Raw genomic sequence first — 24,243 nt, forward strand, 5'->3', positions numbered from 1 at the left:
GATAACCGGTATAACCGGCACCATGACATGGAGCGAGGAGTTCGTGACACGGTCCCGTATCCGGGAGCAGAATCCGGACCCCGACTGGCGAGCCGGCAGCCGACTCCCCTCACCGGTGATCCGGAGTCTGCAACGGTTCCAGGTGGGCGAGAGCGGCGACGGCGCTGCGCTGATCCGGCTTGCGGAAGCAACCGGCGATCCCGACTACGCCGCGGCGGTTCGGATGTTCGTCGCCGAGGAACAGAACCACGCGCGCATGCTGGCCGAATTGCTTCGGGCAGCCGGGGCGCCGACGATCGCCGGGCACTGGTCCGACCGCGTGTTCGTCGCGACGCGGCGCGCCCTCGGACTGCGGAGCGAACTGCTGGTACTGGCGACCGCCGAGCTCATCGCACTGGAATACTACGGCGCGCTCGCCGCATCGTCCGACCCTCTGCTGCGCGAGGTCTCGTCGCGGATCCTGGACGACGAACGCCACCACGTCCGCTTCCAGGAACGCCGGTTGCGCGAGGCGTTCGCGCCCGCACCGCGATGGGCGCGCAGGCCGGCGGGCGCCGCGTGGCAGACCTTCGCGACCGTCGTGATCGCGGTGGTGGCATTGGACCACGGGCCGGCGCTGCGCGCGATAGGCACCACGAGGCGGGATTTCTACACGCACTGCCGTCGGCTGATGACCGACTTCCGGGTGGCGGTGTTCGACGGCGCCGGGCCGCGATAGCGATCACCGCCCGGCTCCGGCCCCTCGCGGAGGAGGTCGCCGATGCCGAGCGGTGCGTCGATCGTTTGCGGAGGGTGCCCTACTTCTCCGGCTTCACTCCGGTGATCAGGACGTTGTAGAAGAACTTCGGCGGAACCACCTTGCGGAGGACGTTCTCATCGAGCCAGGTCATGCGCTTCCAGCCGCCGAACGCGAAGCCCGCCCAGCCCCAGCCGAGCTTCTCGGGCGGCACCGCGGCCTCGAAAGTCCGGACCGGCCAGCCGAGCATGGCAGCGGCGAGTTCCTCCGCGGCCGACTCGACCTGGACCGCACCCGCGCTGGTCGCCAGTCGCTCCAGATCCTCGGGCGAGAAGGTATGGATGTCGACGACGGCCTCCAGTGCCGCCGCGCGCGAGCTCTCGTCGAGTTCCTCCTGCGGCCGGCGCCACGACTTGAGCGGCCCGAACTTCGTGATATTGGTGGTGGCCCACCAGGTGGCGCGGCTCATCCACCGGGCGTAGAAGTCACCGTACGTCGAGGGCTCGCCTGCGAAGACGAAGCGGCCGCCGGGCTTGAGCACGCGCAGCACCTCCCGCAACGACTTCTCGACGTCGGGGATGTGATGCAGCACCGCGTGGCCCACGACGAGATCGAAGGTGTCGTCCTCGTACGGGATGCTCTCGGCGTCGGCGACCCGGCCGTCGACGTCCAGGCCGAGGTTCTCCGCGTTGCGCAGCGCCACCTTCACCATGCCCGGCGACAGATCGGTGACCGAGCCCTTCTCCGCCACACCCGACTGCATCAGGTTCAGCAGGAAGAAGCCGGTGCCGCAACCGAGCTCCATGGCCCGGCCGTACGGCAGCGGCGCATCGGGAAGGATCTTGTCGAGACGACCGCGGGCGTAGTCGATGCAGCGCTCGTCGAAGGAGATCGACCACTTCTCGTCGTACGTCTCGGCTTCCCAGTCGTGGTAGAGGACCTGCGCGAGCTTGGTGTCCTTCAGCGCGGCCTCCACCTGCTCGGCGGTGGCATGCGGATTGGGTGCCGGGTCCACTTGATCGGCGGCGTCGACGCCCGTGGGGGACGGATCGGCGGGGTTCTGGTCGTCGATGGCGGTCATTGTCGGGTGTTTCCCTACTTTCCGGTGAATTCGGCTTTGCCCGGGCCGTTGGCTACGAACGACTCCATGCCGATGGTGCGGTCCTGCGTCGCGAACAGGGCCGCGAAAGCCTGTTCTTCGATCTTGAGTCCGGTGGCCAGGTCCACTTCGAGACCCGAGTCGACGGCGGTCTTCGCGGCGGCGAGGGCGGCCGACGCCGCTCCGGAGAACTGGCCCGCCCACTTCAGCGCTTCGTCGTACACGTCGTCGGGTGCCACCACCTGGTCGACGAGACCGATCCGCAGAGCTTCCTCGGCACCGACGAACCGACCGGTGAAGATCATGTCCTTGGCCCGCGAGGGACCGATCAGCCGCGCGAGCCGCTGCGTGCCGCCGCCTCCGGGGATCACTCCGAGCAGCACCTCGGGCACGCCGAGCTTGGCGTTGTCGCCGACGATGCGCCGATCGGCGCCCAGCGCCACCTCGAGTCCGCCGCCCAGCGCGTAACCGGTGATCGCCGCGACCGTCGGCTTCGGGATGTCGGCGATCGCCCCCAGCGCCCGCTGCAGACGTCCGGCGACCTTCTGCATGTCCGAGAACGACATATCGTTCATCTCTTTGATGTCGGCGCCCGCCGCCAGCACCTTGGGCCCGCCGTAGATGACGACGGCCTTGACGTCGTCGCGCACGCTCGCCTCGTCGGCGGCCGCCGCGAGCTCATTCTGGACCTGACGGTTCAGCGCGTTCATCGGCGGACGGTTCAGCAGGATCGTCCCGACGCCCGGATGTTCCTCGGACGTCTCCAGCGTCACAAACTCAGCCATGAGGGCAGGCTACCGGTAAGTCAGGTCGTCGACCCAACCGGGCGGTAAGCATGTGACACCTGAACCCTCCCGAGAGGGATTAGTGTTGCCGCATGGGTGACGAAGCCGTCGTACTGCAGGTTCCCGGGCCCGACGGGTCGGTTCGCGACGTGCGGGTGAGCAGCCCCGACCGTGTCTATTTCGCCGATGCCGGACTCACGAAGCTCGACCTCGCGAGGTACTACCTGGCCGTCGCGGACGGCATCACCCGCGCTCTGTACGAACGGCCGTGCATGCTTCACCGCTTCCCTCGCGGGACGGCGGAGAAGAAGGTCCACCAGAAGAAGCGCCCAGCCGGTGCGCCCGACTGGGTGCAGACCGTCGACATCTTCTTCCCCCGGTACTCGCGTACCGTCCACGAACTGTGCGTGACCGAGCCCGCGGCGGTGCTCTGGGCCGTACAGATGGCGACTGTCGAGTTCCACCCCTGGAACTCGCGGCGCTCGCACGTCGAACAGCCCGACGAGTGGCGGATCGACCTCGATCCGATGCCCGGCGCGGACTTCGCTCGCGTCCGCCGGGTGGCGCACGTGGTCCACGAGATACTCGACGAACTCGGCATCCGCGGATTCCCGAAGACGTCCGGCGGGCACGGGCTGCACGTCTACGTTCGCATCGAACCCGAGTGGGGATTCGGCGACGTGCGCCGCGCCGCACACGCCTTCGGTGCCGAAGTGGTGCGACGGCTGCCCGGCGACGCCACGGTGACGTGGTGGCGCAAGGACCGCGATCCCGAAGCCGTCTTCATCGACTTCAACCAGAACGCCAGGGATCACACGATGGCCGCCGCGTACTCGATCCGCGCGAACGCCCGCGCCACGGTCTCGGCGCCGCTGCGCTGGGACGAGATCGACGACGCCGAGCCGGACGACTTCACCGTCGCGACGATGCCCGCCCGCTACGCCGAACTCGGCGACCTTCACCGCGCGATCGACGACCGCGCATTCCGGCTCGACCCCCTGCTGGAGTGGGCCGACCGAGACGGACTCGCCGGCGAGTAGCACCCGCGCCGGATGCCGCGCCCCTCTCCGGCTACGACGCGGTGTCCCCGAGCCGTTCCATCCGGCCGTCGGCGAGCGAGGCGAGGTACTCGTCGGAGTCGGCGAAGCGGAGCCCCTGGAGTCCCGCCGGGTCGGCGATGGCAGGTTCCACCGGCGCGATGACGTGCTCGGCGGCCATCAGTTCGGCGACCGTCGCGTACCGGGCGACCTCTCGGAGCTGCGACCACGTGGGCGGGAGCAGAAAGTGCCGCCCCGCCTCCCAGTCGGCCAGCGCTCGCTCCGCGGTCTGCCACTCGGTGGCGGCCGCCTCCGAGGTCTCGCCGTCGGCGTTCTGCCCGGCGGGGAGTTCCGCGAGGAAGAAGCGGGTGTCGTAGCGGCGAACCTCGTTCTTGGGGGTGATCCAGTGCGACAGCGGCGCGAGCAGATCGGTGCGCAGCACCAGTGCGTGCTCGTTCAAGAACTGCGCGAACGAGATCTCCTTGTTCACCAGGCGGGCGCGTTCACCCGCCAGGCTCGCCGGGTCCGGATGGACGGCGTCGGCCGACCCGGCGAGGAGCACCCCGCATTCCTCGAAGGTCTCGCGGACCGCGGCGCACACCAGCGCCCGCACGGTCTCGACGTCGGTGCCGAACTTCTCGCCCCACCAGTCCACGTCCGGGCCCGCCCACGCGATCTCCGCATCGCGGTCGCGATCGTCGACACCGCCGCCGGGGAACACCGTCATCCCGCCGGCGAACGCCATCTGCTTGACCCTGCGCTGGAGGAAGATCTCGATGCCGTCGGCGGAGTCTCGGACGAGGACGACCGTGGAGGCGTCCCGCAGCGGCACCGGGGCCGAACCTTCTTCAGCAAACATGCACGTTCCTTCGACTGAGCGATCATCTGCGACCGAACTTACGCTCGGTCGGCCGGATTCAATACTCGCATACCCAAGAAACGCCGCATCGATATTCGGCGGCCCGGTCGGGTCATTCCCCGCGACGGTGACCGCCCGCTCGGCGTGCGCGACGAGCGAAGTAACGGCCGTCGTCCCGGGTGAGCGCGATGTTCTGGCGGAAGGTCGCCGTGAGGTTCTCGGCCGTGAGCGCCTCGTCGAGCGGACCCTGTGCGGTCACGGCGCCCTCGGACAGCATCATGATGTTCGTGAAGCCCGGCGGAATCTCTTCGACGTGATGCGTGATCAGCACCAGCGCCGGGGAATCCGGATCGGATGCGAGCACACTCAGCCGGTCGACGAGTTCCTCGCGCCCGCCGAGATCGAGTCCAGCGGCCGGCTCGTCCAGAAGCAGCAGTTCCGGGTCGGTCATCAGACCTCGGGCGATCAGCACTCGCTTGCGTTCGCCCTCCGACAACGTGCCGAACGTGCGATCGGCGAGGTGTTCGGCGCCCATCGACTCCAGGATGTCCGCCGCCTGCGCCCGGTCCATCTCGTCGTACTGTTCGCGCCAGCGGCCCAGCACCGAATAGCCTGCCGAGATCACCAGGTCGGAGACGAGTTCGTCGCCCGGCACCCGGGCCGCCATCGCCGAACTCACCATGCCGATCCGGGTCGACAGCTCACGCACGTCGGTGCGGCCCAGCCGCTCGCCCACCACGAACGCCTCACCGCGGGTGGGGAAGTCCATGGCCGCGGCCATCCGGAGCAGCGACGTCTTCCCAGCGCCGTTGGGCCCGATGATCACCCATCGCTCGTCGAGCTCCACCTGCCAGTTCACCGGGCCGACGAGCGTCTTGCCGTCACGCACCAGGGAGACGTCGCGAAAATCGATGAGCAGGTCGGGGTCAGCAATCAGTTCGGTCACGTCTCCATGGTGCCGGATGCCTCACATCGCCGGTGCGGCGGAATACAAAGACGCCCCGCACCGCTGAACCATCAGTGACCGATTCCGTCGTTTCCGATCCCTCAGACGCTGTCTCCGATCCCTCAGACTCGCCGGCCGATTCCCGCGCCGCGCGGTCCCGCGTCCCGTTCTCCCTCCTCGACCTCGCTCAGGTGGGCCCCGGCGAGACCGTCGCCCAGTCCCTCGCGCACTCGCTCCGGATGGCGCAGTTCGCGGACCGGACCGGTTACCGGCGGATCTGGTACGCCGAGCACCACAACATGCCGGCCATCGCGTCCGCAGCGCCCGCGGTCCTCGTCGCGCACATGGCGGCCCACACCTCCCATATCCGTCTCGGCGCCGGCGGCGTGATGCTGCCCAACCACTCGCCGCTGGCGATCGCCGAGCAGTTCGGCACCCTCGCCGAGCTCCATCCCGGCCGCATCGATCTCGGCCTCGGGCGTGCGCCGGGCGGCGATCAGGCCACGTTCACCGCGCTCCGACGCACTCCCGCGGCCGCAGAGAACTTCCCGGGCGACGTCGTGGAACTCCAGCGCTACTTCGCGGGTTCCTCGGTCCACGGTGTGGTCGCGACCCCGGGCGCGGGCACCGGTGTCCCGCTCTACATCCTCGGATCATCACTGTTCGGCGCCCAGCTCGCCGCGGCCCTCGGTCTCCCCTACGCCTTCGCCTCGCATTTCGCGCCGCAGGCCCTGGAACGGGCAGTGGAACTCTACGTGCGCGACTTCCGGCCCGCACCGCTGCCCGACGGCGGACAGACCGAGCCGTACGTGATGGCGGCCGCGACCGTCATCGCCGACGACGACGTCGACCGCGCCTACGAGCAGCTCCGATCGGCGAAACTGCAGCGGATCAAGTTCCTCTTCAACCGCGGACGTCACCTGAGTGACGCGGACGCCGCCGCTCTGCTCGACGGACCGCAGGGCGCTCAGGTCGACGAGATGCTTCGGCTCGCCGCGGTCGGCACACCCGACGACGTCCTGGGCCGACTCGATCGGTTCGCCGAGCGTATCGGCGCCGACGAATTGATCCTCGCCCCGCTGGCGGGCGATCGCGAGGTGTGGTTCGGCACCGTGGAGAAGTTGGCCCCGAGCGTCTGAGCGGTCCGGCTCCGCTCGCCGTGCGGCGGAGCCGAACAGCTCACGGCCGGGCTAGTTCGGCGATCACGGTCATCGACCCGGGCGCGATCTCGGTGAAACCGGCATCCTGCACGGGGACAGCGTCGCCGGCCGCGGCGGCGTCGACGAGACGGGCCCAGTGCTGCGGTCCCGGCAGGCGGACGTCCAGAGGACAGCCCTCCGCATACCAGTCCGCGGTCTGCGTCTCCGACATCAAGCGGACTCCCAGCATCGACGCGTGACCGACCTGTGCCGCCGTCTTCCCCACCGTCATCTCGAGGCCCGGATTGACCCAGAGGATCAAACCGGCGGAACCGTCCACCGGCGCATCGTCGCCCGGTAGCGGGCCGTCGACCTCGGTGCCGCCGATCTGCAATTTCGCGATCCGCTTGTCGACGTCGCCGATGCGGCTCGGCACATACGCCCGAGCCTGCACGCCGCTCACGGTCGCGGTGACTCCCGGTACGCCTTGAGCCGCCTCCCATTGGGCGCCCCGTGCGCGTCGGGCGATCTTGCGGATCCGGGCATCGCACCAGGCGTCCATCGGTGCGGCCCACTCCCCGCCCGCCGCGACACGAGGGTCCAGACAGAGCAGGACGACGGCTCGAGCCGCCGACACCAGCAGCGAATGGCGCTCGGGTGGGTCCTTCTTCTCGATGTGCAGGACCATCTGCATGGCCTGTACGTTCTGCGGGTCCTCGGGATCGTCGTAGGCACCCTGGTACGACACCAGGCGCCGGTACTGATCGGTGACGGAGACGCTCATCCGATCAGTCGATCGGCACGCGTCGCACCACGCCGTCGCGACTGTCAGCCGCCTCCACCTCGTCGCGGGTGACGCCGAGCATGAACAGCACGGCGTCGAGGTACGGATGGTCGAGGGTGGTGTCGGCGACCTCGCGGAGCGCGGGTTTGGCGTTGAATGCGATGCCCAGGCCGGCGGCGGTCAGCATGTCGATGTCGTTGGCACCGTCGCCGACCGCGACGGTCTGCTCCATCGGGACGCCCATCTGTTCGGCGAAGGCGGCCAGCGCGCGAGCCTTGCCCTCTCGGTCGACCACCTCTCCGATCACCCGACCGGTCAGCTTGCCGTCGACGATCTCCAGAGTGTTCGCGCGCACGAAGTCGAGTTCCAGCTCTCCGGCCAACGGCTCGATCACCTGGCGGAAGCCACCGGAGACCACACCGCAGTGGTACCCGAGGCGGTTCAGGGTGCGAATGGTGGTGCGCGCGCCCGGAGTCAGTTCCAGGGACGACGCGACCCGGTCGATGACCTCCGCGTCGAGGCCCTCGAGTGCCTTGACCCGCTCGTGCAGCGACTCGGCGAAGTCCAGTTCCCCGCGCATGGCGGCCTCGGTGACCGCCGCGACCTCGGCTTCGCGGCCGGCCTTGGCCGCGAGCATCTCGATGACCTCGCCCTGTATCAGCGTCGAGTCGACGTCGAAGACGATGACGCGCTTGGCACGCCGCGCCAGCCCGCCGCGTTCGACCGCGACGTCGATCGGGTACTTCGCCGACACCGCGCCCAGCCCCTCGCGGATGGCCGCGTCGGAGTCCTCGGTGTCGACGGCCTTGATCATCAGCTCCAGGCCGGTGAGCGGGTAGTCGGCCACTCCGCGGATAGAGTCGATGTTCGCGCCCTGACGATGCAGTTCGGCGGCCACGGCCTGGAAGGCCTCCGCGGAGATCGGGCGGCCGAGGACCACGACGGCGTGAGTGGAGGCGGCCTGTTCTCTGCCGTGCGGATCGAGGTCGATATCGACGTGCATGCCGCGGTCGGCCATCTGCGCGGACACCGCGTCCTGCAGGTCCTCCACATCGCCGTCGGCGGTCACCAGTACACCGAGGGTCAGATGATTGTGAATCACGACCTGCTCCACGTCGAGCAGATCGACGCCCACCGACGACAACGCCCCCATCAGGGAGGAGGTGACGCCGGGATGGTCGGGTCCGCTGACGGTGATCAGAATGGTGCGCTTCGCATCGCTCGTTTCCACACCGCAATTATGGCCGCCACCGACGACGCGTTCCCAGGCAGGTCCACCAACGACGATCAGGCCCGTCCGAGCGAACTCGGACGGGCCTGATCTGGTCGCTGTCGCGACGTCAGTGCTGGTTGCTGCTGCCCCAGCCGACATGGGCTTCGGCGCGCATGCGCTCGACCATGTGCGGGTAGTGCAGCTCGAACGCCGGGCGCTCCGAACGGATGCGCGGCAGCTCGGTGAAGTTGTGCCGCGGCGGCGGGCAGCTGGTGGCCCACTCGAGGCTGTTGCCGAAGCCCCACGGGTCGTCGACGGTCACGACCTCGCCGTAGCGGTAGCTCTTGAAGACGTTCCACACGAACGGCAGGGTCGACAGGCCGAGGATGAACGCGCCGACGGTCGAGACGATGTTCAGCGTGGTGAAACCGTCCGACGGCAGGTAGTCGGCGTAACGACGCGGCATGCCCTCGTTGCCCAGCCAGTGCTGGACCAGGAAGGTGACGTGGAAGCCGATGAAGGTCAGCCAGAAGTGCCACTTGCCCAGGGTCTCGTCGAGCATGCGACCGGTCATCTTCGGGAACCAGAAGTAGATTCCCGAGAAGGTCGCGAACACGATCGTGCCGAAGAGCACGTAGTGGAAGTGCGCCACCACGAAGTAGGTGTCGGAGATGTGGAAGTCCAGCGGCGGGCTGGCGAGCAGAACACCGGTCAGACCACCGAAGAGGAAGGTGACGATGAAGCCGATGGCGAACAGCATCGGTGTCTCGAAGGTGATTCGGCCCTTCCACATGGTGCCGATCCAGTTGAAGAACTTCACACCGGTCGGAACCGCGATCAGGAACGTCATGAACGAGAAGAACGGCAGCAGGACCGATCCGGTCACGTACATGTGGTGCGCCCAGACGGCGACGGACAGCGCCGCGATGGCCAGCGTCGCGTACACCAGGCCCGAGTAGCCGAACAGCGGCTTACGGGAGAACACCGGGAACACCTCGGACACGATGCCGAAGAACGGCAGGGCGATGATGTAGACCTCGGGGTGACCGAAGAACCAGAACAGGTGCTGCCACAGGATCACGCCGCCGTTGGCCGGGTCGTACAGATGCGCACCGAACTGCCGGTCCACCTCCAGACCCATCAGCGCCGCGGTGAGCAGCGGGAAGATCAGCAGGATCAGAACGCTCGTCACCAGGATGTTCCAGGTGAAGATCGGCATGCGGAACATGGTCATGCCGGGTGCGCGCAGACACACGACGGTGGTGATCATGTTGACCGCACCCAGGATGGTGCCCAGACCGGCGACACCCAGGCCCATGATCCACAGGTCGGCACCGACGCCCGGAGCGTGAACGGCGTCAGTCAGCGGGGTGTAAGCGGTCCAGCCGAAGTCGGCGGCGCCGCCCGGAGTGAGGAAGCCGCCCAGCGCGACCAGGTTGCCGAACAGGAACAGCCAGTAGCCGAGCGCGTTCAGGCGGGGGAAGGCGACGTCCGGCGAGCCGATCTGCAGAGGCAGGACGAAGTTCGCGAAACCGATCACGATCGGGGTCGCGTACATCAGAAGCATCACCGTGCCGTGCATGGTGAACAGCTGGTTGAACTGCTCGTTCGACAGGAACTGCAGCCCCGGATGCGCCAACTCGGCACGCATCAACAACGCCATGAGACCGCCGACCAGGAAGAACCCGATGCAGGTGGCGATGTACATCTGACCGATCAGCTTGTGGTCGGTCGTCGTGATGAGCTTGTAGAAGAACGAGCCCTTGGGCTGGACGCGGGCCGGATACGGCCGCTCCGCCTCCACCCGGGTCGTCGGTTGGTCTACCGCGGTCACAGATTCCTCCTCCTCGGCGCCGATTGCGGGCACCGGGCCTGACGGCCCAAAACTCTGCTGTCGTGCCAACTCTGGCGCTAGCGCTACGTACTGATCGTAAACCAGACCGGCGCACCGTTCCGACCGGGTCCTACGATCTGTCGTATTACCAAGATAGACCGCGTTCGTCGCCGCAGGTAGCCCCATTTCACGGCGAGCCGCCGATGCTAGCGTAGGCGGGTGTTCTCCATGCTTGCCCGCTCCCCGCGGCGCTGCGCCGGTGCCCTGGCGACGGCGGTCGCGCTGACCGTCGGCCTCGGCGCCTGTGCCGCCGACGACGACGTCCTGCGCACGCCCGACGGCTCGGTCATCTCCACGACGGTGACCCGGATCGCCGAGGTGAACATCGTGAATCCGGGCCGCGACTACGCCAAGACCTGTCTGGCTCCCACCGCACCCGACCCGGGCCTCGCAGACGTGGCCAGGATCGTCGTCACCGATCCCGCTCTCCTCGACGCGCTGTGCGCGCTCGGCATGGGCGCTCAAGTCACGGGTGTGACCGCGCCGGCCGGGTCGGTCCCGGCCTATCTGGGCCCGCAACTGGCCTCGGTTCCGGCGCTCGGCGACGCACCGGCGAGTTCGGCCGTGCGCACCGCCGCCCCCCAGGTGGTCCTGACCTCGCCGGAGACGCGGCAGCGCCTCGACGCGTTGCGCGGTACCGGCGCGCTCGGCACGGCCCGAATCGTCACCGTCGATCCCGCCTCCGACTGGCAGGCGGCCTTCCGCGCGGTCGCGGCGGGCGTCAGCCGGACCGGGGCGGCGAATGCTCGTCTCGACGAATTCACCACCGAGGCGCACCGCGTGGGACGCGTGATGGACGCACCCCACAGCGAGGTCTCGCTGGTCCGTTTCACTCCCGACGCGGAGATGATCGAGGGCACCGGTTCCTTCGGTGCGCAGATCATGGCGACGATCGGGGTCGCCCGGCCCGCCGCCCAGCGCACGCCCGAGGCGGTGCCCGCCACCGACGCCGACTTCACCGACGCCGACGCCGACCTCATCTATGTGAGCTACGAGGGGCCCGAGGGTCTGGAGCGCGGCAAGCGCGTCCTCCTCAGCGATCGTTGGCTAGACATGGGCGCGCCCACCTGGAACCGAGTCCTCTCCGTCGACGACACCGTCTGGTACGGCACGTCCGGACTGGCAGCGGCGTGGCTGGTGCTCAACGACGTGAAGGTCTCCCTCAACAGCAGTTCCGCGGGCTGATTCCGCCGGTCCGGGCCTCGCGGCGCTCCCGACATCGCCGATGTCGTACCGCTGAGCTACAACTGGTGCCATGACAGCGATCGCCGTGGCCGAGCAGCACAGCCGGGCACCGCTGCGCATCCGCTGGGTTCCCGGGCTCGGGATGGCCGTGTGGCCCGATGCGCCGACCGAACCGGGCACCGTCTTCGGCGACGCGGTCGAGGTCCCCGCGGCGCTCACCGATCTGGTGTCACGCAAGCGGCTGCGGCACACGGTGGAGATCGCCGAACCCGACGGCACGCGCCGGTTCCTTCCGGCATGCGGACTCGGCATGGCGTCGGCTGTCGAGTTCCTCGATCGCTGCGCCCATCTCCGCGTCGGCGGCGACATCGCGTACTACCGTCACCTCCTCGCCTGCGTACGCCGCTATATCGCGTCAGGCGCCGTCGCGCCGAGCACCTGTCTGGTCGGCGGGGTGTACGAGGTGCGCTGGGTCCCGGTACCCGGGGCCGCGTGGCACAGCTGGCTGTCGATCGCACAGGACTCGGCGCCGCCCGCGCTGGCCACCCGGGGAGCTGTCACCGACTTCGTCGCCGAGGCCGTCGACCACGAGTGCCGCCGGCTCCTCGCGGCAGCGGAGGTGACGTCGCCGATACCGCTCATCGCCGGTCTGGCGCAACGAGCGCCCACCGATCTCGGTGGCGAGATCGGACCGCGCAGCGCACAGGCCTGGCACGACTGGGTCGGCACCGCCGGTCCGGGACGCCCCGCACTGGTGATGCGCCTTCACGTACCTCCGGACGAGCCCGACGAGCCGCTGATGGCGCCGGAGCAGGTGCGCTGGCGCCTCGAGGTCTGCCTCCGCAGTCCGAACGGTGAACTCGTCCCGGTGGTCCCGCACCGCCTCGATGCGCACGAACTCGATGCCGTCACCACCGAGCTCGCGACAGCGGTCGGCGCGTTCGGCGAGCTGAGCCGCGCCGAAGCCGATCCGCACAGCCTCGACTATCTGCTCACGACCGCGGTGGTCGATGAACTCCTCGCCCGCGGTGCCGCGGACCTCCAGGCGGCGGGCGTGAACGTCCTTCTGCCGTCGTCGATCGCGGCCGTCACCCCCTCGCTGTCGATCCGTTCACAACAGACGCCCGGCGGCGGAGCCCGGCCCGGATTCGTCGGCCTCGACGAGATCTCGGATTTCGAGTGGCGGCTCGCTCTCGGCGACGCCCCGGGCTCCCGAGAGCTGTCATCGTCCGACATCGAGGAACTCGCTCAGCAGAGCGGCGATCTCGTCCGGCTCCGCGGCACGTGGCTCCGCGCCGAAGGCGCCGCACTGGGCCGCGCCGCGGCCTTCGTCGCGGCCCAACGTGCGCTGGCGCCCGGCGACCAGGCGCCCACGATGGCCGATCTCCTGGCTCTGGTGACCGAGCGCGACGACACCCTTCCGGTTCCGGTCACGACGGTCTCCGGCCTCGGCTGGCTCGACGACATCGCCGCGGGCGGGACCATCGTGCCGCCGTCGATGCCCCCGCCGTCGCGTCTACGCGCCGAGCTTCGTCCCTACCAGCAGCGCGGACTGGAGTGGCTGACCGCGTTGGGCGCCATCGGGGCAGGCGGCGTCCTCGCCGACGACATGGGTCTGGGCAAGACCGTGCAGGTGATCGCGCTGCTCACCGCCGGCCGCGAGCGCGACCCGGAATCGGATCCGGCTCTGGTGGTGTGCCCGATGTCGGTCATCGGCAATTGGCAACGGGAGTTGTCGTCGTTCGCGCCGCATCTGCGGGTGGTGGTCCATCACGGCACCGGCCGATCGACGGAGCGGATCGCCGAGAACCGTGCCGACGTGGTGCTCACCACGTTCGCGACTCTCGCGCGCGACCGTGATGCACTGGCGGCGTTGACATGGAAGGAACTCGTCGTCGACGAGGCTCAGCACGTCAAGAACGTCCACACCGCGGCAGCGAAAGCGCTGCGCGCCGTCTCGGCCGCCCAGCGGGTCGCGTTGACCGGGACCCCGGTCGAGAATCGGCTGGAGGACCTGCGGGCCGTGATCGATCTGGTGAATCCCGGCATGCTCGGCACCGCCTCGAAGTTCCGGGCCCGGTTCGCCGAACCCATCGAGCGCGACCGGGACGCGCGAGCCGTCGCCCGGCTGTCGGCCGTGACCAAGCCGTTCATTCTGCGCAGGGAGAAGACCGATCCGACCATCGCTCCCGATCTCCCGGAGAAGACCGAACTGATGGTCCGCACCAACCTGTCCAGTGAGCAGGCAGGCCTGTATCAAGCCGTTCTGAACGAATTGCATGAGGCACTCGCCGATACCCAGCAGGGCGGCCCGCGCCGTCGGACGGTCCTCGCTGCCCTGACCCGGCTCAAGCAGATCTGCAATCACCCGGCGCACTACCTCGACGACGGCTCGGCCATGCTGCGGCGGGGCCGCCATCGATCCGGCAAGGTCGAACTCCTCGTCGACGTCCTGACCACGCTGATCGCCGAGGGCGACCGCGCGCTGGTCTTCACCCAGTTCGCTGCGTTCGCCGACTTGCTCTCGACCTGGCTCGAACCGGTCCTCGGCGCCGCCGTGCCGGTCCTGCACGGCGGTGTCACCCGCAGCGGGCGTGACGAGATCGTCGAGCGGTTCGCCGCCGAGGACGGTCCGCCGGTGCTTCTCGCCACACTGAAGGCCGGCGGAACGGGCCTGAACATGGTGGCGGCGAATCATGTCATCCACGCCGATCGATGGTGGAATCCGGCGGTGGAGGATCAAGCCACCGACCGTGCTTACCGGATCGGGCAGACGCGCAATGTGCAGGTCCGGAAGTTCGTGTGCGTCGGAACGCTGGAGGAACGGATCGACGAGATGGTCGCGGCGAAGCGGGAACTGTCGCGCCTGACGGTCAGCACCGGCGAGTCGTGGCTCACCGAGCTCGACGACGACACCCTGATGGATCTGCTGGCTCTGCGCGAGGAGGCTGTCGCCGAATGAGATCGGAGCGTCCATGAGTCCCGGCAGACGGCGGACGAAGGCCGCAGTCCGCGGCTACGGCATCACCGGCTGGTCGCGCGCCTTCGTCGGCGTGGTGGAGTCGGGTGCCGATCACCGCCGCATCACCGGCGCCCGTCGATACTTCCGAGAGCGGCACGTCGAAGGTCTTCGGATCGGGCACGGTGTGGTGACGGCTTCGGTGCGCGGCAGCCAGCTCGACCCCTTCGACGTCCGGCTCGAGATGCGCACCGTCGACCCGGAGACCGTCGTGGAACTGCTGCGCCGAACGGGCAGCACCGACGACCTGCTCGACCTCGCCCGCGGTGAGCAGCCGACCGGACTCGGCGAATTGATCGCACCCACCGAGCCGGCCGACGTGACGTCCGACTGCAGTTGCCCCGACGACGCTCCCCGATGCACCCATGTCCTGGCGGTGTCGTTCGAGGTGGCGGCGGAGATCGACCGGCGTCCCACCACGCTGCTGACAGTGATGGGCACCGACCTGCCCGAACTGCTGGCGGTGGTGCAGGACGGCGACCGACACGCGGCGGTGGGCGACGACGATCCGCTCGTCGCCGACGACCCCTACGGGGACCACCGTCTGCCGCCCGCTCCCCCGTCGTTTCCCGCCGTCGACCCGCTCTCCGACCTCGACCCGACGGCCCTGCGGCAGGCGCTGCGCGCCACCGGGGTGCCGCTGACCGAGGTCGGCGAGGCCCTCGACGACCTCACGACGTACTACGACGTGCTGACCGGCCGGCGCTGACGGGCGCCGGACCGGCCGCAAGAGGTCAGAAGTCCCAGTCCTCGTCTTCGGTGTTGACAGCCTTGCCGATCACGTACGAGCTGCCCGATCCCGAGAAGAAGTCGTGGTTCTCGTCGGCGTTCGGCGACAGCGCCGACAGAATCGCCGGGTTCACGTCCGTCTCGTCCTTCGGGAACATCGCCTCGTAGCCGAGATTCATGAGGGCCTTGTTGGCGTTGTACCGAAGGAACTTCTTGACGTCCTCACTCAGCCCGACCTCGTCGTAGAGCGCCTCGGTGTAGTCGGTCTCGTTGTCGTAGAGCTCGAACAGCAGCTCGAAGGTGTAGTCCTTGAGCTCCTGACGACGCTCCGGCGTCTCCACTTCCAGCGAGCGCTGGTACTTGTAGCCGATGTAGTAGCCATGGACGGCCTCGTCGCGGATGATCAGCCGGATCATGTCGGCGGTGTTCGTGAGCTTGGCGCGCGAAGACCAGTACATCGGCAGGTAGAAGCCGGAGTAGAACAGGAACGACTCGAGCAGAGTCGAGGCCACCTTTCGCTTGAGGGGATCGTCGCCACGGTAGTAATCCATGACGATCTGCGCCTTGCGCTGGAGATACTCGTTCTCCTCCGACCAGCGGAAGGCCTCGTCGATCTCCTTGGTGGAGCACAGCGTCGAGAAGATCGCGCTGTAGCTCTTGGCGTGCACCGACTCCATGAAGGCGATGTTGGTCATCACCGCTTCCTCATGCGGGGTCAGCGCATCGGGGATGAGCGCGATGGCGCCGACGGTTCCCTGGATGGTGTCGAGCAGGGTGAGCCCGGTGAAGACGCGCATGGTGAGCGTCTTCTCGTAGTCGGTCAGCGTTCCCCACGACTGGATGTCGTTGGACACCGGCACCTTCTCCGGCAGCCAGAAGTTGCCGGTCAGTCGGTCCCAGACCTCGGCGTCCTTGTCGTCCTGGACTCGGTTCCAGTTGATGGCCGAGACCCGGTTCACCAGCTTGACCGGTGCGCCCTCGGCAGGACTAGTCGATGTCATCGTCATTCCTCATTCGGTGTAGTCGGCGACTGGATCTCGTTGTGCGACAACAGCTCACAACATGCAGCTGACGCAGCCATCCACTTCGGTCCCCTCGAGCGCCATCTGACGGAGCCTGATGTAGTACAGCGTCTTGATGCCCTTGCGCCACGCGTAGATCTGCGCCTTGTTGACGTCCCGCGTGGTCGCGGTGTCCTTGAAGAACAGCGTCAGGCTCAAACCCTGATCGACGTGCTGGGTCGCGGCCGCATACGTGTCGATGATCTTCTCGTAACCGATCTCGTACGCGTCCTGGTAGTACTCCAGATTGTCGTTCGTCAGGTACGGAGCCGGGTAGTAGACGCGGCCGATCTTGCCTTCCTTGCGGATCTCGATCTTCGACGCGACCGGGTGAATCGAGCTGGTCGAATGATTGATGTAGCTGATCGAACCGGTCGGCGGCACCGCCTGCAGATTCTGGTTGTAGATGCCGTACTGCTGCACCGACGCCTTGAGCTCACGCCAGTCGTCCTGGGTCGGAATGTGGATGCCCGACTCGAACAGCTGCGCGCTCTCGCCGTCACGGCCCGCGCGTGCGAACAGGTCGCGCACCTTCTGAGTCTTCGGTTCCCACACCTGGTCGATGTATTTGTCGAAGAACTCACCGGTCGCATACGTGCTCTTCTCGAAGCCGGCGAACGCCGTCCCGCGCTCCTTGGCGATCTTGTTCGACGCGCGGATGGCGTGGAACAGGACCGTGTAGAAGTACATGTTCGTGAAGTCGATGCCCTCTTCGCTGCCGTAGAAGATCCGCTCACGAGCCAGGTAACCGTGCAGGTTCATCTGGCCGAGGCCGATGGCGTGACCCTCGTCGTTCGCCCGCTTGATCGACGGCACCGACTCGATCGACGTCTGATCGGCGACGGCGGTGAGTCCGCGGATCGCGGTCTCGATGCTCTGGCCGAAGTCCGGCGAGTCCATCGTCTTGGCGATGTTCATCGATCCGAGGTTGCACGAGATGTCCTTGCCGACATGCGAGTACGTGAGGTCCTCGTTGAACTCCGACGGGGTCGAGACCTGCAGGATCTCCGAGCAGAGGTTGGAGTGCGTCACCTTGCCCTCGATCGGGTTCGACCTGTTCACCGTGTCCTCGAACATGATGTACGGGTAGCCGGACTCGAACTGCAGCTCAGCGAGCGTCTGGAAGAACTCCCGCGCCCTGATCTTCGACTTGCGGATCCGCCGGTCCTCGACCATGGCGTGGTACTCGTCGGTGACGTTCACGTCCGCGAACGGCTTGCCGTAGACGCGCTCCACGTCGTACGGGCTGAACAGGTACATGTCGTCGTTGTTCTTGGCGAGCTCGAAGGTGATGTCCGGGATCACCACGCCCAGCGACAGCGTCTTGATCCGGATCTTCTCATCGGCGTTCTCACGCTTGGTGTCCAAGAAGCGGTAGATGTCGGGGTGGTGCGCGTGCAGGTACACGGCACCGGCGCCCTGACGCGCGCCGAGCTGGTTGGCATAGCTGAACGAGTCCTCCAGCAGCTTCATGATCGGGATGACACCGGAACTCTGGTTCTCGATGCGCTTGATCGGCGCGCCGTGCTCGCGGACGTTGCTGAGGAGCAGCGCCACGCCCCCGCCGCGCTTGCTCAACTGCAGCGCGGAGTTGATCGATCGGCCGATCGACTCCATGTTGTCCTCGATGCGCAGCAGGAAGCACGAGACCGGCTCGCCGCGCTGCTTCTTGCCCGAGTTCAGGAAGGTCGGCGTGGCCGGCTGGAACCGGCCGTCCATGATCTCGTCGACCAGATTGCGCGCGAGCGCGGTGTCGCCGTCGGCCAGCGTCAGCGCCACCATGCAGACGCGGTCCTCGAAACGCTCCAGGTAGCGCTTTCCGTCGAACGTCTTGAGCGTGTAGCTGGTGTAGTACTTGAACGCGCCCAGGAAGGTCGGGAACCGGAACTTCTTGGCGAAGGCGTGCCCGAACAGCAACTTCACGAACTCGCGGTCGTACTTCGCGAGGACCTCGGGCTCGTAGTAGTTCTCCTTGAGGAGATAGTCGAGCTTCTCGTCGAGATCGTGGAAGAACACCGTGTTCTGGTTGACGTGCTGCAAGAAGTACTGGCGGGCGGCCTCACGATCCTTGTCGAACTGGATCCGACCGTCCGCGTCGTACAGGTTGAGCATCGCGTTGAGCGCGTGGTAGTCGAGGTCGCCCGGCTCGTGGCCGGCCGGACCCGTGTGCACCCCCGACTTGCTCGCCGAGACGGTGGATTCGCTGACAGAAACTGCGGTGGGCGACACTGCTTCTCCCTGGTGAAACTGAAGTTTGCGTACTTGACGGAAACTGGTGGTCCGGAAACTGGTGAGCGCGGGCAGTCAGGCGGCCCGGCCGGTGAACGCGGAACTCGCGGCGAACTGAGCCAGGCCCGCGCGCACCCGTTCGACGTCGTCGGTGGTTCCCATCAACTCGAAGCGATAGAGGAACGGCACCTGGCACTTGTGCGAGACGATGTCGCCCGCCAGGGCGAACTCCTCGCCGAAGTTGGTGTTGCCCCCGGCGATGACGCCGCGGATCAATGACCGATTCTGTTCGATGTTCAGGAACTTGATGACCTGCTTGGGCACGTAGCCTCCGCCCGCATGAGCGGTGACGCTGCCCGCATCGCTGATCTTCCCGCCCCCGTATGTGGGCGTGATCAAGATGTAGGGCTCGTCCACCCGGAACGACGACGTGCGGTCGATGAGGGGGATCCGGACCGCGCGGAGCCCCAGCTTCTGAACGAAGCGGTGGGTGTACTCCGACACCGACGAGAAGTAGACGATGAGCGGATTTCGGGTTTCAGTGTCGGCGGCCATGTGGCTCGCCTCCGTCAGGCCGCGTTGGTGGCGAGCGACTTGATGCGGTCGGGACGGAAACCCGACCAGTGCTCGTCGCCGACCACGACGACCGGCGCCTGAAGGTAGCCGAGCGCCATCACGTAATCGCGAGCCTCGTCGTCCTGGCTGATGTCCACGACGTCGTACTCCAGGCCCATCTTGTCGAGAGCCTTGTAGGTCGCGTTGCACTGGACGCAGGCGGGCTTGGTGTAGACGGTGATGGCCATCGATGAACTCCCTTGAGATGAATGATCTGCTGCGAGCGACTTGCTTGACTTCTCTGACCGGATCTCCTGCTTTCGCAGTGAACGACACCGCCGTAATTCGGTCGATTGCCGTCCGCCCCCCGGACACCCCAAACACTACACCTAGTGTCTGATGTTTTCCTAGACCACAAGAACTTGTGAATAACATTCTTGAAACTCCCAGGTCGCGTGACAGTTGTCCACAGGCGGACCGGCGTGTCTCGGCGCGTCCGGCGTGTCTCGAATCCGCGTGCCCGAGACGGGCCGGCGGACGCCGATTCGGCGCCTTCGGCCGGGACCGTGCGGCCCCTTGCACACACAGTTCACCACCGGGGTCCGACATCGCCGGCAGCCCGGCCGCAGACGGCTCGACACAGACGGCGGGGCCGGCCGCGGACATCCGCGGCCGGCCCCGCCGGAGGAGCGTCGATCAGGCGGCGACGGCGACCGCGTCGGCCAGTACCCGGACCACCTCGGCCAACTGCTCGGCGGTCTCAGCGGTCGCCACGCCCTCGTCGCCCAGCGCGCCGGTGCCGATACCGATCTCGACGGCCTCGACCACATTCGCTCCCGCGACGCCGATCGACTTGCGCGTGTCCTGACGGGACCAGGTGCCCGCGTACCGGCCGAGTGCGGCGCCGATGACGCCGGCCGGACGCCCGGCGAGCGCGCCGGCGCCGTAGGGACGCGACAGCCAGTCGATGGCGTTCTTCAGGACGGCCGACATCGTGCCGTTGTACTCGGGGGTGACGAAGAGGAAGGCGTCGGCCGACGCCACCTGATCGCGCAGCGAGGCCGCGGCGGCCGGGATCGCATCCGGGGTGTCGATGTCCTCGTTGTAGAACGGCACCTCGCCCAGACCTTCGACGATCTTCAACGAGATCCCCTCGGGAGCATTGGCCGCGGCCAGTTCGGCGAGCGCACGGTTGTGCGAGCCGGAGCGGAGGCTGCCGACGAGAACTGCGATGGTGATGTTGCCTTCAGACATGGAGCGACACTCTTCCTGACGTACGTACGGATACCTCCAGTGAAACGGACCACGGTCCGCCGTGATTCCCGATGCCGGCCGTGATGACGGACACAGCATGGAAGTGCTGGTCGCGCGCGGATCGGCCTCCGGTGTCCGCAATCGCGACAACGCCGACATGCTTTACAGTCGACTCATGCTCCCCGACGGCCCCGGCCCCCTTGAACTGCACGTGGCGAACGCGCCCGCTGCGTCGCCGGAGCGGGCCGACGCCGCACGGAATCGTCGGCTGCTGCTGGCGGCCGCCAAATCGCTGATCGACAGTCAGGGCGCGTCCGCGGTGACGATGGAAGCGGTGGCCCGTGCCGCCGGCGTCGGCAAGGGCACGGTATTCCGCCGTTTCGGCAACCGGACGGGACTGATGCTCGCCCTCCTCGACCACTCGGAGTCAGACCTCCAGCAGGCCTTTCTCTCCGGACCGGAACCTCTCGGGCCCGGCGCTCCCCCGCTCGACCGGCTGATCGCCTACGGCCGCGCGCGACTCAAGATGACCGTCGACCACCTCGACATCCTGCTGGAGGCGGGTGCCGACCAGCCCGACCATCTATCGCATCCGGTCTGGGCGATGTCGACGCTCCACGTGCGGATGCTCCTGGCCGAACTAGGCATCGACGGCAGGCTGGAGGTCACCGCCCACGCCGTCCAGGCACCGCTCATGGCCTTGACCGTGCGCCATCTTCTCGACGTCGTCGGCATGACGTGCGAGGAGATCGCCGACGACTGGGAGGCGATGGTGCGCCGCTTCGTCAACGGGAGCTGACGCCGTCGGAGGTGACCGCCGCGGCCTCCCGGCTCAGCTCCGGCCCCGACGGCAGCAGCGCGATCATCGGCCACGGCGCCCGCACCGGTTCCGGCAACCCGAGGATCTCGCCGATCCCCGCGCCCGCCAACCGATAGCGCACGCCCGCATCGCTCACATAAAACGGCGTCGACGCGCGCGGCGACCGCGGGTCCACGCCGGTCAACACCACGTGCTCACCCGTCCCCGGCCGCAGATAGACCCGGTCGAGCGCCGGTCCCTGACCGTCCGACGAAGCCAGAACCACCGGTCTGGCGCCGTCGGGCACCGGCAGTCGGCGCGCTCCGAGAAGCGCCGCCGTCGCGGCCCCCTCGGTGTCGCGGCTCCAGCGATGGCACAGCACCGACGGAGGGTCGCCGAACCGAGGCACCGCGTGCGGAAAATGCGCGACGGGCACCACTTCGCGGACCGTGAGCGCCGCCACCGCGGCCGGCGCCACTCGCCGTACTCCGTCCGCGGCCGACGGGTCGGTCAGTCGCATCATCTCGGCCGCAGGCTCGGAAAGCGGCTGCACTCCGTCGGCGAGAACCAGCTGATAGCGCAGGGTTCCGTCGACGCCGGCGGTCGCGACCACCGAACCGACCGGCAGACCGAGAACGCCCGGTGACCCGCGACCCGGGATCTCCGGCACGCGCAGATCGGGCCGCGCGGTGAAGGTGTTCAACAGTCCCGCCCCCACCGTCCTGGGCTCGCGCCCCTCCAGTCCCAGCGCACGGACCAACTCCACCCGCGACCGGTCGACGCGGGCCCGGACCGGAACGGAGGTCCCGCTGCCGGTCGGGTCCCGGTACAGCAGCCATTCGACTCCCGCGTGCTGCACGAGATCGGCGTCGATCGTCTCGGCGGCGGACGCGAGGTCGCCGACCACGACTGCGCTGCCCTCGGCGTCCTCGCAGACGGTCCACGTCGACCGTCCGGCCACCGCCGGTCGATCGAGCGCACCCGGTGCGTCCGGAATGACGACGGCCGCACCGCGCGGGAAGCGACTCAACGACCGCTCGCTCACCCGCCGCACCGGCAGCGGCCTGCCGAGGATCAGACGGGCCGACGCGACGTTCGGCACCGGATGCATCACGCCGTCGATCAGCACGTACATCCCACCGCCGTCGACGGCCACGATCTGGGCATCGCGCACGTCGGGTTGCGGTCGGACGAATCCGTAGATCGCCGCGCCGGCGAGCACCAGGACCGCCAGCACCGTCCCGGCGACGAGCGCCCGCGACTGCGCGCGCATCGGATCGTGCGTCATCCGTACGTCGCGGCGCACGAGCGCGTGTTCGGCCCGAGCCACCCCGAAGCGGTACCCGCTGATCTGCGCACGCGTCGTGATGTGACGTGACATCAATCCCCCCGATCGATTCCCCCGCAAGGAGGTTAGACGCGGGTTAGCCTCGTCCCACGGCGATTTCGCGAAGTCCGTGTTCGGGGGGAGCACTCAGTGCAAGCGAGGATGCTGGTGCGTCGCACCGCGCCATGGGAGGTCCGGGCACCGTTCGACGTGCCCGCCGACGACGGTTTCATCGGACTGCGGCGCTGCGGCGACAGTCTGATCGGGGTGCTTGCGATCGCCCCCGACGAACCGGCGCCGGTGGTGGTCGGAACACCCCGGGCCACACCGCCGCGTCTGTTGCCCGCAGTGCTCTCGGCGATGTCGGCCCACGACGCCGCGCCCTGGGCGATCGACGTCGTCAGTCACACCATGCGCAGCTGGGACGACGGCATCGCGGCCGGCGCGTATCGGACGCTGCTCGGCGGACTGCGGATTCCCACCCACCGCAGCGTGCACCTGGTGGTCCGAATCCGGCCCGCTGACTGTCCGCAGGCGGTCCTGATGCGCGGTGACGGGCCCGCCGGGATGCTGCGTACGGCGCTGTGGTGCCTGCGCCGACTGCGCGCTCGCCTCGCCGACTCCGGCATCCCCACCCGTCCGCTGACGGCTGCCGAGATCACCGACCTGACGATGCGGCTCACCGAGGGGGCTCCCGTCGAGCGCGCGACGTCCGATGTGCTCGGCGCACACGTCGACGGATTCCGGTTCGCCGCCCACCGATGGGCCGGGACCTCTCCGGAATCGCTGTCCGCGCTGCTGGCCGCTCCGGGTTCGAGCGAGGCGGTGTCGACGACCGTCACGCTGAGCCTCACGGCCGACCGGTCCGGTCCGCGGCTGACCGCGACGGTGCGCGACAACGGCGCACACGCCTCCGATCGCGACGGCTGTCACGATCTGGTCCCGGTCGACGCCTCCGACCGCGGCGCGCTCGCCGCGGGTCTGCCGATCGCTGCGCCACCGGAGGATCGTCGAGACGACCGTTCTCGTGGCAGCGGTTCTCGTGGCAGCGGGGCCGCGTCGGTGCCGCCGGCCGCCACCGAACAGATCTGCCGCTCGGTGGCCGTTCCCTGCGCCGGTGACGGTCAGCTCGTCGGCGCCGCGGCATCCGGCGCGCCCGTGGCGCTTCGCCTGGCCGGTCCCGGCGTCGCCGCGAGCACGATCTGCGGCGACCACCGGCTCGCACGACAAGTGGCGGCGCGACTGGCTGCGATCGGGATGTCGGTGGCCGTCGTGTCCGACACTCCCCAGCGCTGGCGGCGATTGGCGGATGCAGTCGGCGAGCGGTGGATCACCGTCAACGATCGCGGACCCACCGCTCCGCACGTGCTGTTCGACGACACCCGCGCCGGCGGGCACGAGGTTCCGCCCGGCGCGACCCTGCTGCGCAGGCACGACTGCATGGACGACGGTCGCGGCGGACGCGAGCCCACCCTGCGTCACGATCCCGGCAGCGGACTCCTCCTCGCATCCGGACTCGGCTGCACCGTCCCGGTGCGCCCGGTCTCCACCGCCGCCGAACGAAGCCTCACCGAACTCGACTGACTCCGTTGC

21 protein-coding genes are annotated in these 24,243 nt (G+C 68.2%); 8 read left to right on the forward strand and 13 right to left on the reverse strand.

Annotated elements, in window-relative coordinates:
• Positions 1-43 precede the first annotated feature (43 nt).
• Positions 44-718, forward strand: a complete 675-nt coding sequence (locus ACZ5QD_RS08970) for a ferritin-like domain-containing protein (protein WP_222111515.1) — start codon at positions 44-46, stop codon at positions 716-718.
• A gap of 79 nt (positions 719-797) precedes the next feature.
• Here ACZ5QD_RS08970 and ACZ5QD_RS08975 read toward each other — a convergent pair whose 3' ends face one another.
• A complete protein-coding gene (locus ACZ5QD_RS08975) occupies positions 798-1,817 on the reverse strand; it encodes a class I SAM-dependent methyltransferase (protein WP_222111514.1) in 1,020 nt (339 codons plus the stop codon).
• 14 nt (positions 1,818-1,831) lie between these two features.
• Entirely contained in the window at positions 1,832-2,620 is a 789-nt protein-coding gene (locus ACZ5QD_RS08980; protein WP_222111513.1) for an enoyl-CoA hydratase/isomerase family protein, read from the reverse strand.
• Between the two features lie 92 nt (positions 2,621-2,712).
• Between ACZ5QD_RS08980 and ligD the strand changes: the two genes are divergently transcribed.
• Positions 2,713-3,660 carry a non-homologous end-joining DNA ligase gene (ligD, locus tag ACZ5QD_RS08985; RefSeq protein ID WP_222111512.1) on the forward strand — a complete coding sequence of 316 codons (948 nt, stop codon included), beginning with the start codon at positions 2,713-2,715 and terminating at the stop codon, positions 3,658-3,660.
• 31 nt (positions 3,661-3,691) lie between these two features.
• Here the strand turns inward: ligD and ACZ5QD_RS08990 are convergent, their stop codons facing one another.
• Together ACZ5QD_RS08990 and ACZ5QD_RS08995 are read right to left on the reverse strand one after the other, a co-directional pair.
• On the reverse strand, positions 3,692-4,516 hold the full coding sequence (locus ACZ5QD_RS08990) for an NUDIX hydrolase (RefSeq protein WP_062366993.1): 825 nt from the start codon (positions 4,514-4,516) through the stop codon (positions 3,692-3,694).
• A 112-nt stretch (positions 4,517-4,628) separates the two neighbouring features.
• Complete coding sequence (locus ACZ5QD_RS08995; RefSeq protein WP_006895879.1) at positions 4,629-5,462, reverse strand: ABC transporter ATP-binding protein; 834 nt, start codon at positions 5,460-5,462, stop codon at positions 4,629-4,631.
• 74 nt (positions 5,463-5,536) lie between these two features.
• On the opposite strand from ACZ5QD_RS08995, the gene ACZ5QD_RS09000 reads away from it, so the two are divergent.
• Positions 5,537-6,601 (forward strand): LLM class flavin-dependent oxidoreductase, encoded by a 1,065-nt coding sequence (locus ACZ5QD_RS09000; protein ID WP_346076230.1) that lies wholly within the window; start codon positions 5,537-5,539, stop codon positions 6,599-6,601.
• A 40-nt stretch (positions 6,602-6,641) separates the two neighbouring features.
• Here ACZ5QD_RS09000 and ACZ5QD_RS09005 read toward each other — a convergent pair whose 3' ends face one another.
• The 3 genes from ACZ5QD_RS09005 to ctaD form a co-directional block, all read right to left on the reverse strand.
• A complete protein-coding gene (locus tag ACZ5QD_RS09005; protein ID WP_346076229.1) occupies positions 6,642-7,385 on the reverse strand; it encodes a peptidyl-tRNA hydrolase in 744 nt (247 codons plus the stop codon).
• A gap of 4 nt (positions 7,386-7,389) precedes the next feature.
• The gene (gene serB, locus ACZ5QD_RS09010; RefSeq protein WP_006895876.1) at positions 7,390-8,616 is read right to left on the reverse strand and encodes a phosphoserine phosphatase SerB; all 1,227 of its coding nucleotides are present in this window, start codon (positions 8,614-8,616) and stop codon (positions 7,390-7,392) included.
• Positions 8,617-8,725: 109 nt separating this feature from the next.
• Positions 8,726-10,432, reverse strand: a complete 1,707-nt coding sequence (ctaD, locus tag ACZ5QD_RS09015) for an aa3-type cytochrome oxidase subunit I (RefSeq protein ID WP_045537067.1) — start codon at positions 10,430-10,432, stop codon at positions 8,726-8,728.
• A 228-nt stretch (positions 10,433-10,660) separates the two neighbouring features.
• On the opposite strand from ctaD, the gene ACZ5QD_RS09020 reads away from it, so the two are divergent.
• The 3 genes from ACZ5QD_RS09020 to ACZ5QD_RS09030 all read left to right on the forward strand — a co-directional run bounded on the left by ACZ5QD_RS09020 (position 10,661) and on the right by ACZ5QD_RS09030 (position 15,405).
• Positions 10,661-11,677 carry an ABC transporter substrate-binding protein gene (locus ACZ5QD_RS09020; RefSeq protein ID WP_278127447.1) on the forward strand — a complete coding sequence of 339 codons (1,017 nt, stop codon included), beginning with the start codon at positions 10,661-10,663 and terminating at the stop codon, positions 11,675-11,677.
• Positions 11,678-11,747: 70 nt separating this feature from the next.
• Positions 11,748-14,639 (forward strand): DEAD/DEAH box helicase, encoded by a 2,892-nt coding sequence (locus ACZ5QD_RS09025; protein ID WP_278124449.1) that lies wholly within the window; start codon positions 11,748-11,750, stop codon positions 14,637-14,639.
• 13 nt (positions 14,640-14,652) lie between these two features.
• Positions 14,653-15,405, forward strand: a complete 753-nt coding sequence (locus ACZ5QD_RS09030) for an SWIM zinc finger family protein (RefSeq protein WP_082083883.1) — start codon at positions 14,653-14,655, stop codon at positions 15,403-15,405.
• Positions 15,406-15,430: 25 nt separating this feature from the next.
• Here ACZ5QD_RS09030 and nrdF read toward each other — a convergent pair whose 3' ends face one another.
• From nrdF to ACZ5QD_RS09055, 5 genes are all read right to left on the reverse strand, one after another.
• Positions 15,431-16,426 carry a class 1b ribonucleoside-diphosphate reductase subunit beta gene (gene nrdF, locus ACZ5QD_RS09035; RefSeq protein WP_039867217.1) on the reverse strand — a complete coding sequence of 332 codons (996 nt, stop codon included), beginning with the start codon at positions 16,424-16,426 and terminating at the stop codon, positions 15,431-15,433.
• A 54-nt stretch (positions 16,427-16,480) separates the two neighbouring features.
• Entirely contained in the window at positions 16,481-18,715 is a 2,235-nt protein-coding gene (gene nrdE / locus ACZ5QD_RS09040) for a class 1b ribonucleoside-diphosphate reductase subunit alpha (RefSeq protein ID WP_006895870.1), read from the reverse strand.
• 75 nt (positions 18,716-18,790) lie between these two features.
• Positions 18,791-19,270 (reverse strand): class Ib ribonucleoside-diphosphate reductase assembly flavoprotein NrdI, encoded by a 480-nt coding sequence (gene nrdI / locus ACZ5QD_RS09045; protein ID WP_045537024.1) that lies wholly within the window; start codon positions 19,268-19,270, stop codon positions 18,791-18,793.
• A 14-nt stretch (positions 19,271-19,284) separates the two neighbouring features.
• Positions 19,285-19,518 carry a glutaredoxin-like protein NrdH gene (gene nrdH / locus ACZ5QD_RS09050; protein ID WP_006895868.1) on the reverse strand — a complete coding sequence of 78 codons (234 nt, stop codon included), beginning with the start codon at positions 19,516-19,518 and terminating at the stop codon, positions 19,285-19,287.
• A 448-nt stretch (positions 19,519-19,966) separates the two neighbouring features.
• Positions 19,967-20,524 (reverse strand): NAD(P)H-dependent oxidoreductase, encoded by a 558-nt coding sequence (locus tag ACZ5QD_RS09055; protein WP_278124454.1) that lies wholly within the window; start codon positions 20,522-20,524, stop codon positions 19,967-19,969.
• A 175-nt stretch (positions 20,525-20,699) separates the two neighbouring features.
• On the opposite strand from ACZ5QD_RS09055, the gene ACZ5QD_RS09060 reads away from it, so the two are divergent.
• Positions 20,700-21,323 carry a TetR/AcrR family transcriptional regulator gene (locus tag ACZ5QD_RS09060; protein ID WP_051999628.1) on the forward strand — a complete coding sequence of 208 codons (624 nt, stop codon included), beginning with the start codon at positions 20,700-20,702 and terminating at the stop codon, positions 21,321-21,323.
• On the opposite strand, the gene eccB is transcribed toward ACZ5QD_RS09060, so the two are convergent.
• On the reverse strand, positions 21,310-22,704 hold the full coding sequence (eccB, locus tag ACZ5QD_RS09065; RefSeq protein ID WP_464367233.1) for a type VII secretion protein EccB: 1,395 nt from the start codon (positions 22,702-22,704) through the stop codon (positions 21,310-21,312). The genes ACZ5QD_RS09060 and eccB overlap by 14 nt on opposite strands.
• 114 nt (positions 22,705-22,818) lie before the next feature.
• On the opposite strand from eccB, the gene ACZ5QD_RS09070 reads away from it, so the two are divergent.
• Complete coding sequence (locus ACZ5QD_RS09070) at positions 22,819-24,234, forward strand: type VII secretion protein EccE (RefSeq protein WP_157225314.1); 1,416 nt, start codon at positions 22,819-22,821, stop codon at positions 24,232-24,234.
• The last annotated feature ends 9 nt before the right edge of the window (positions 24,235-24,243 follow it).

The sequence above is a fragment of the Gordonia sp. J1A genome, assembly GCF_055393515.1.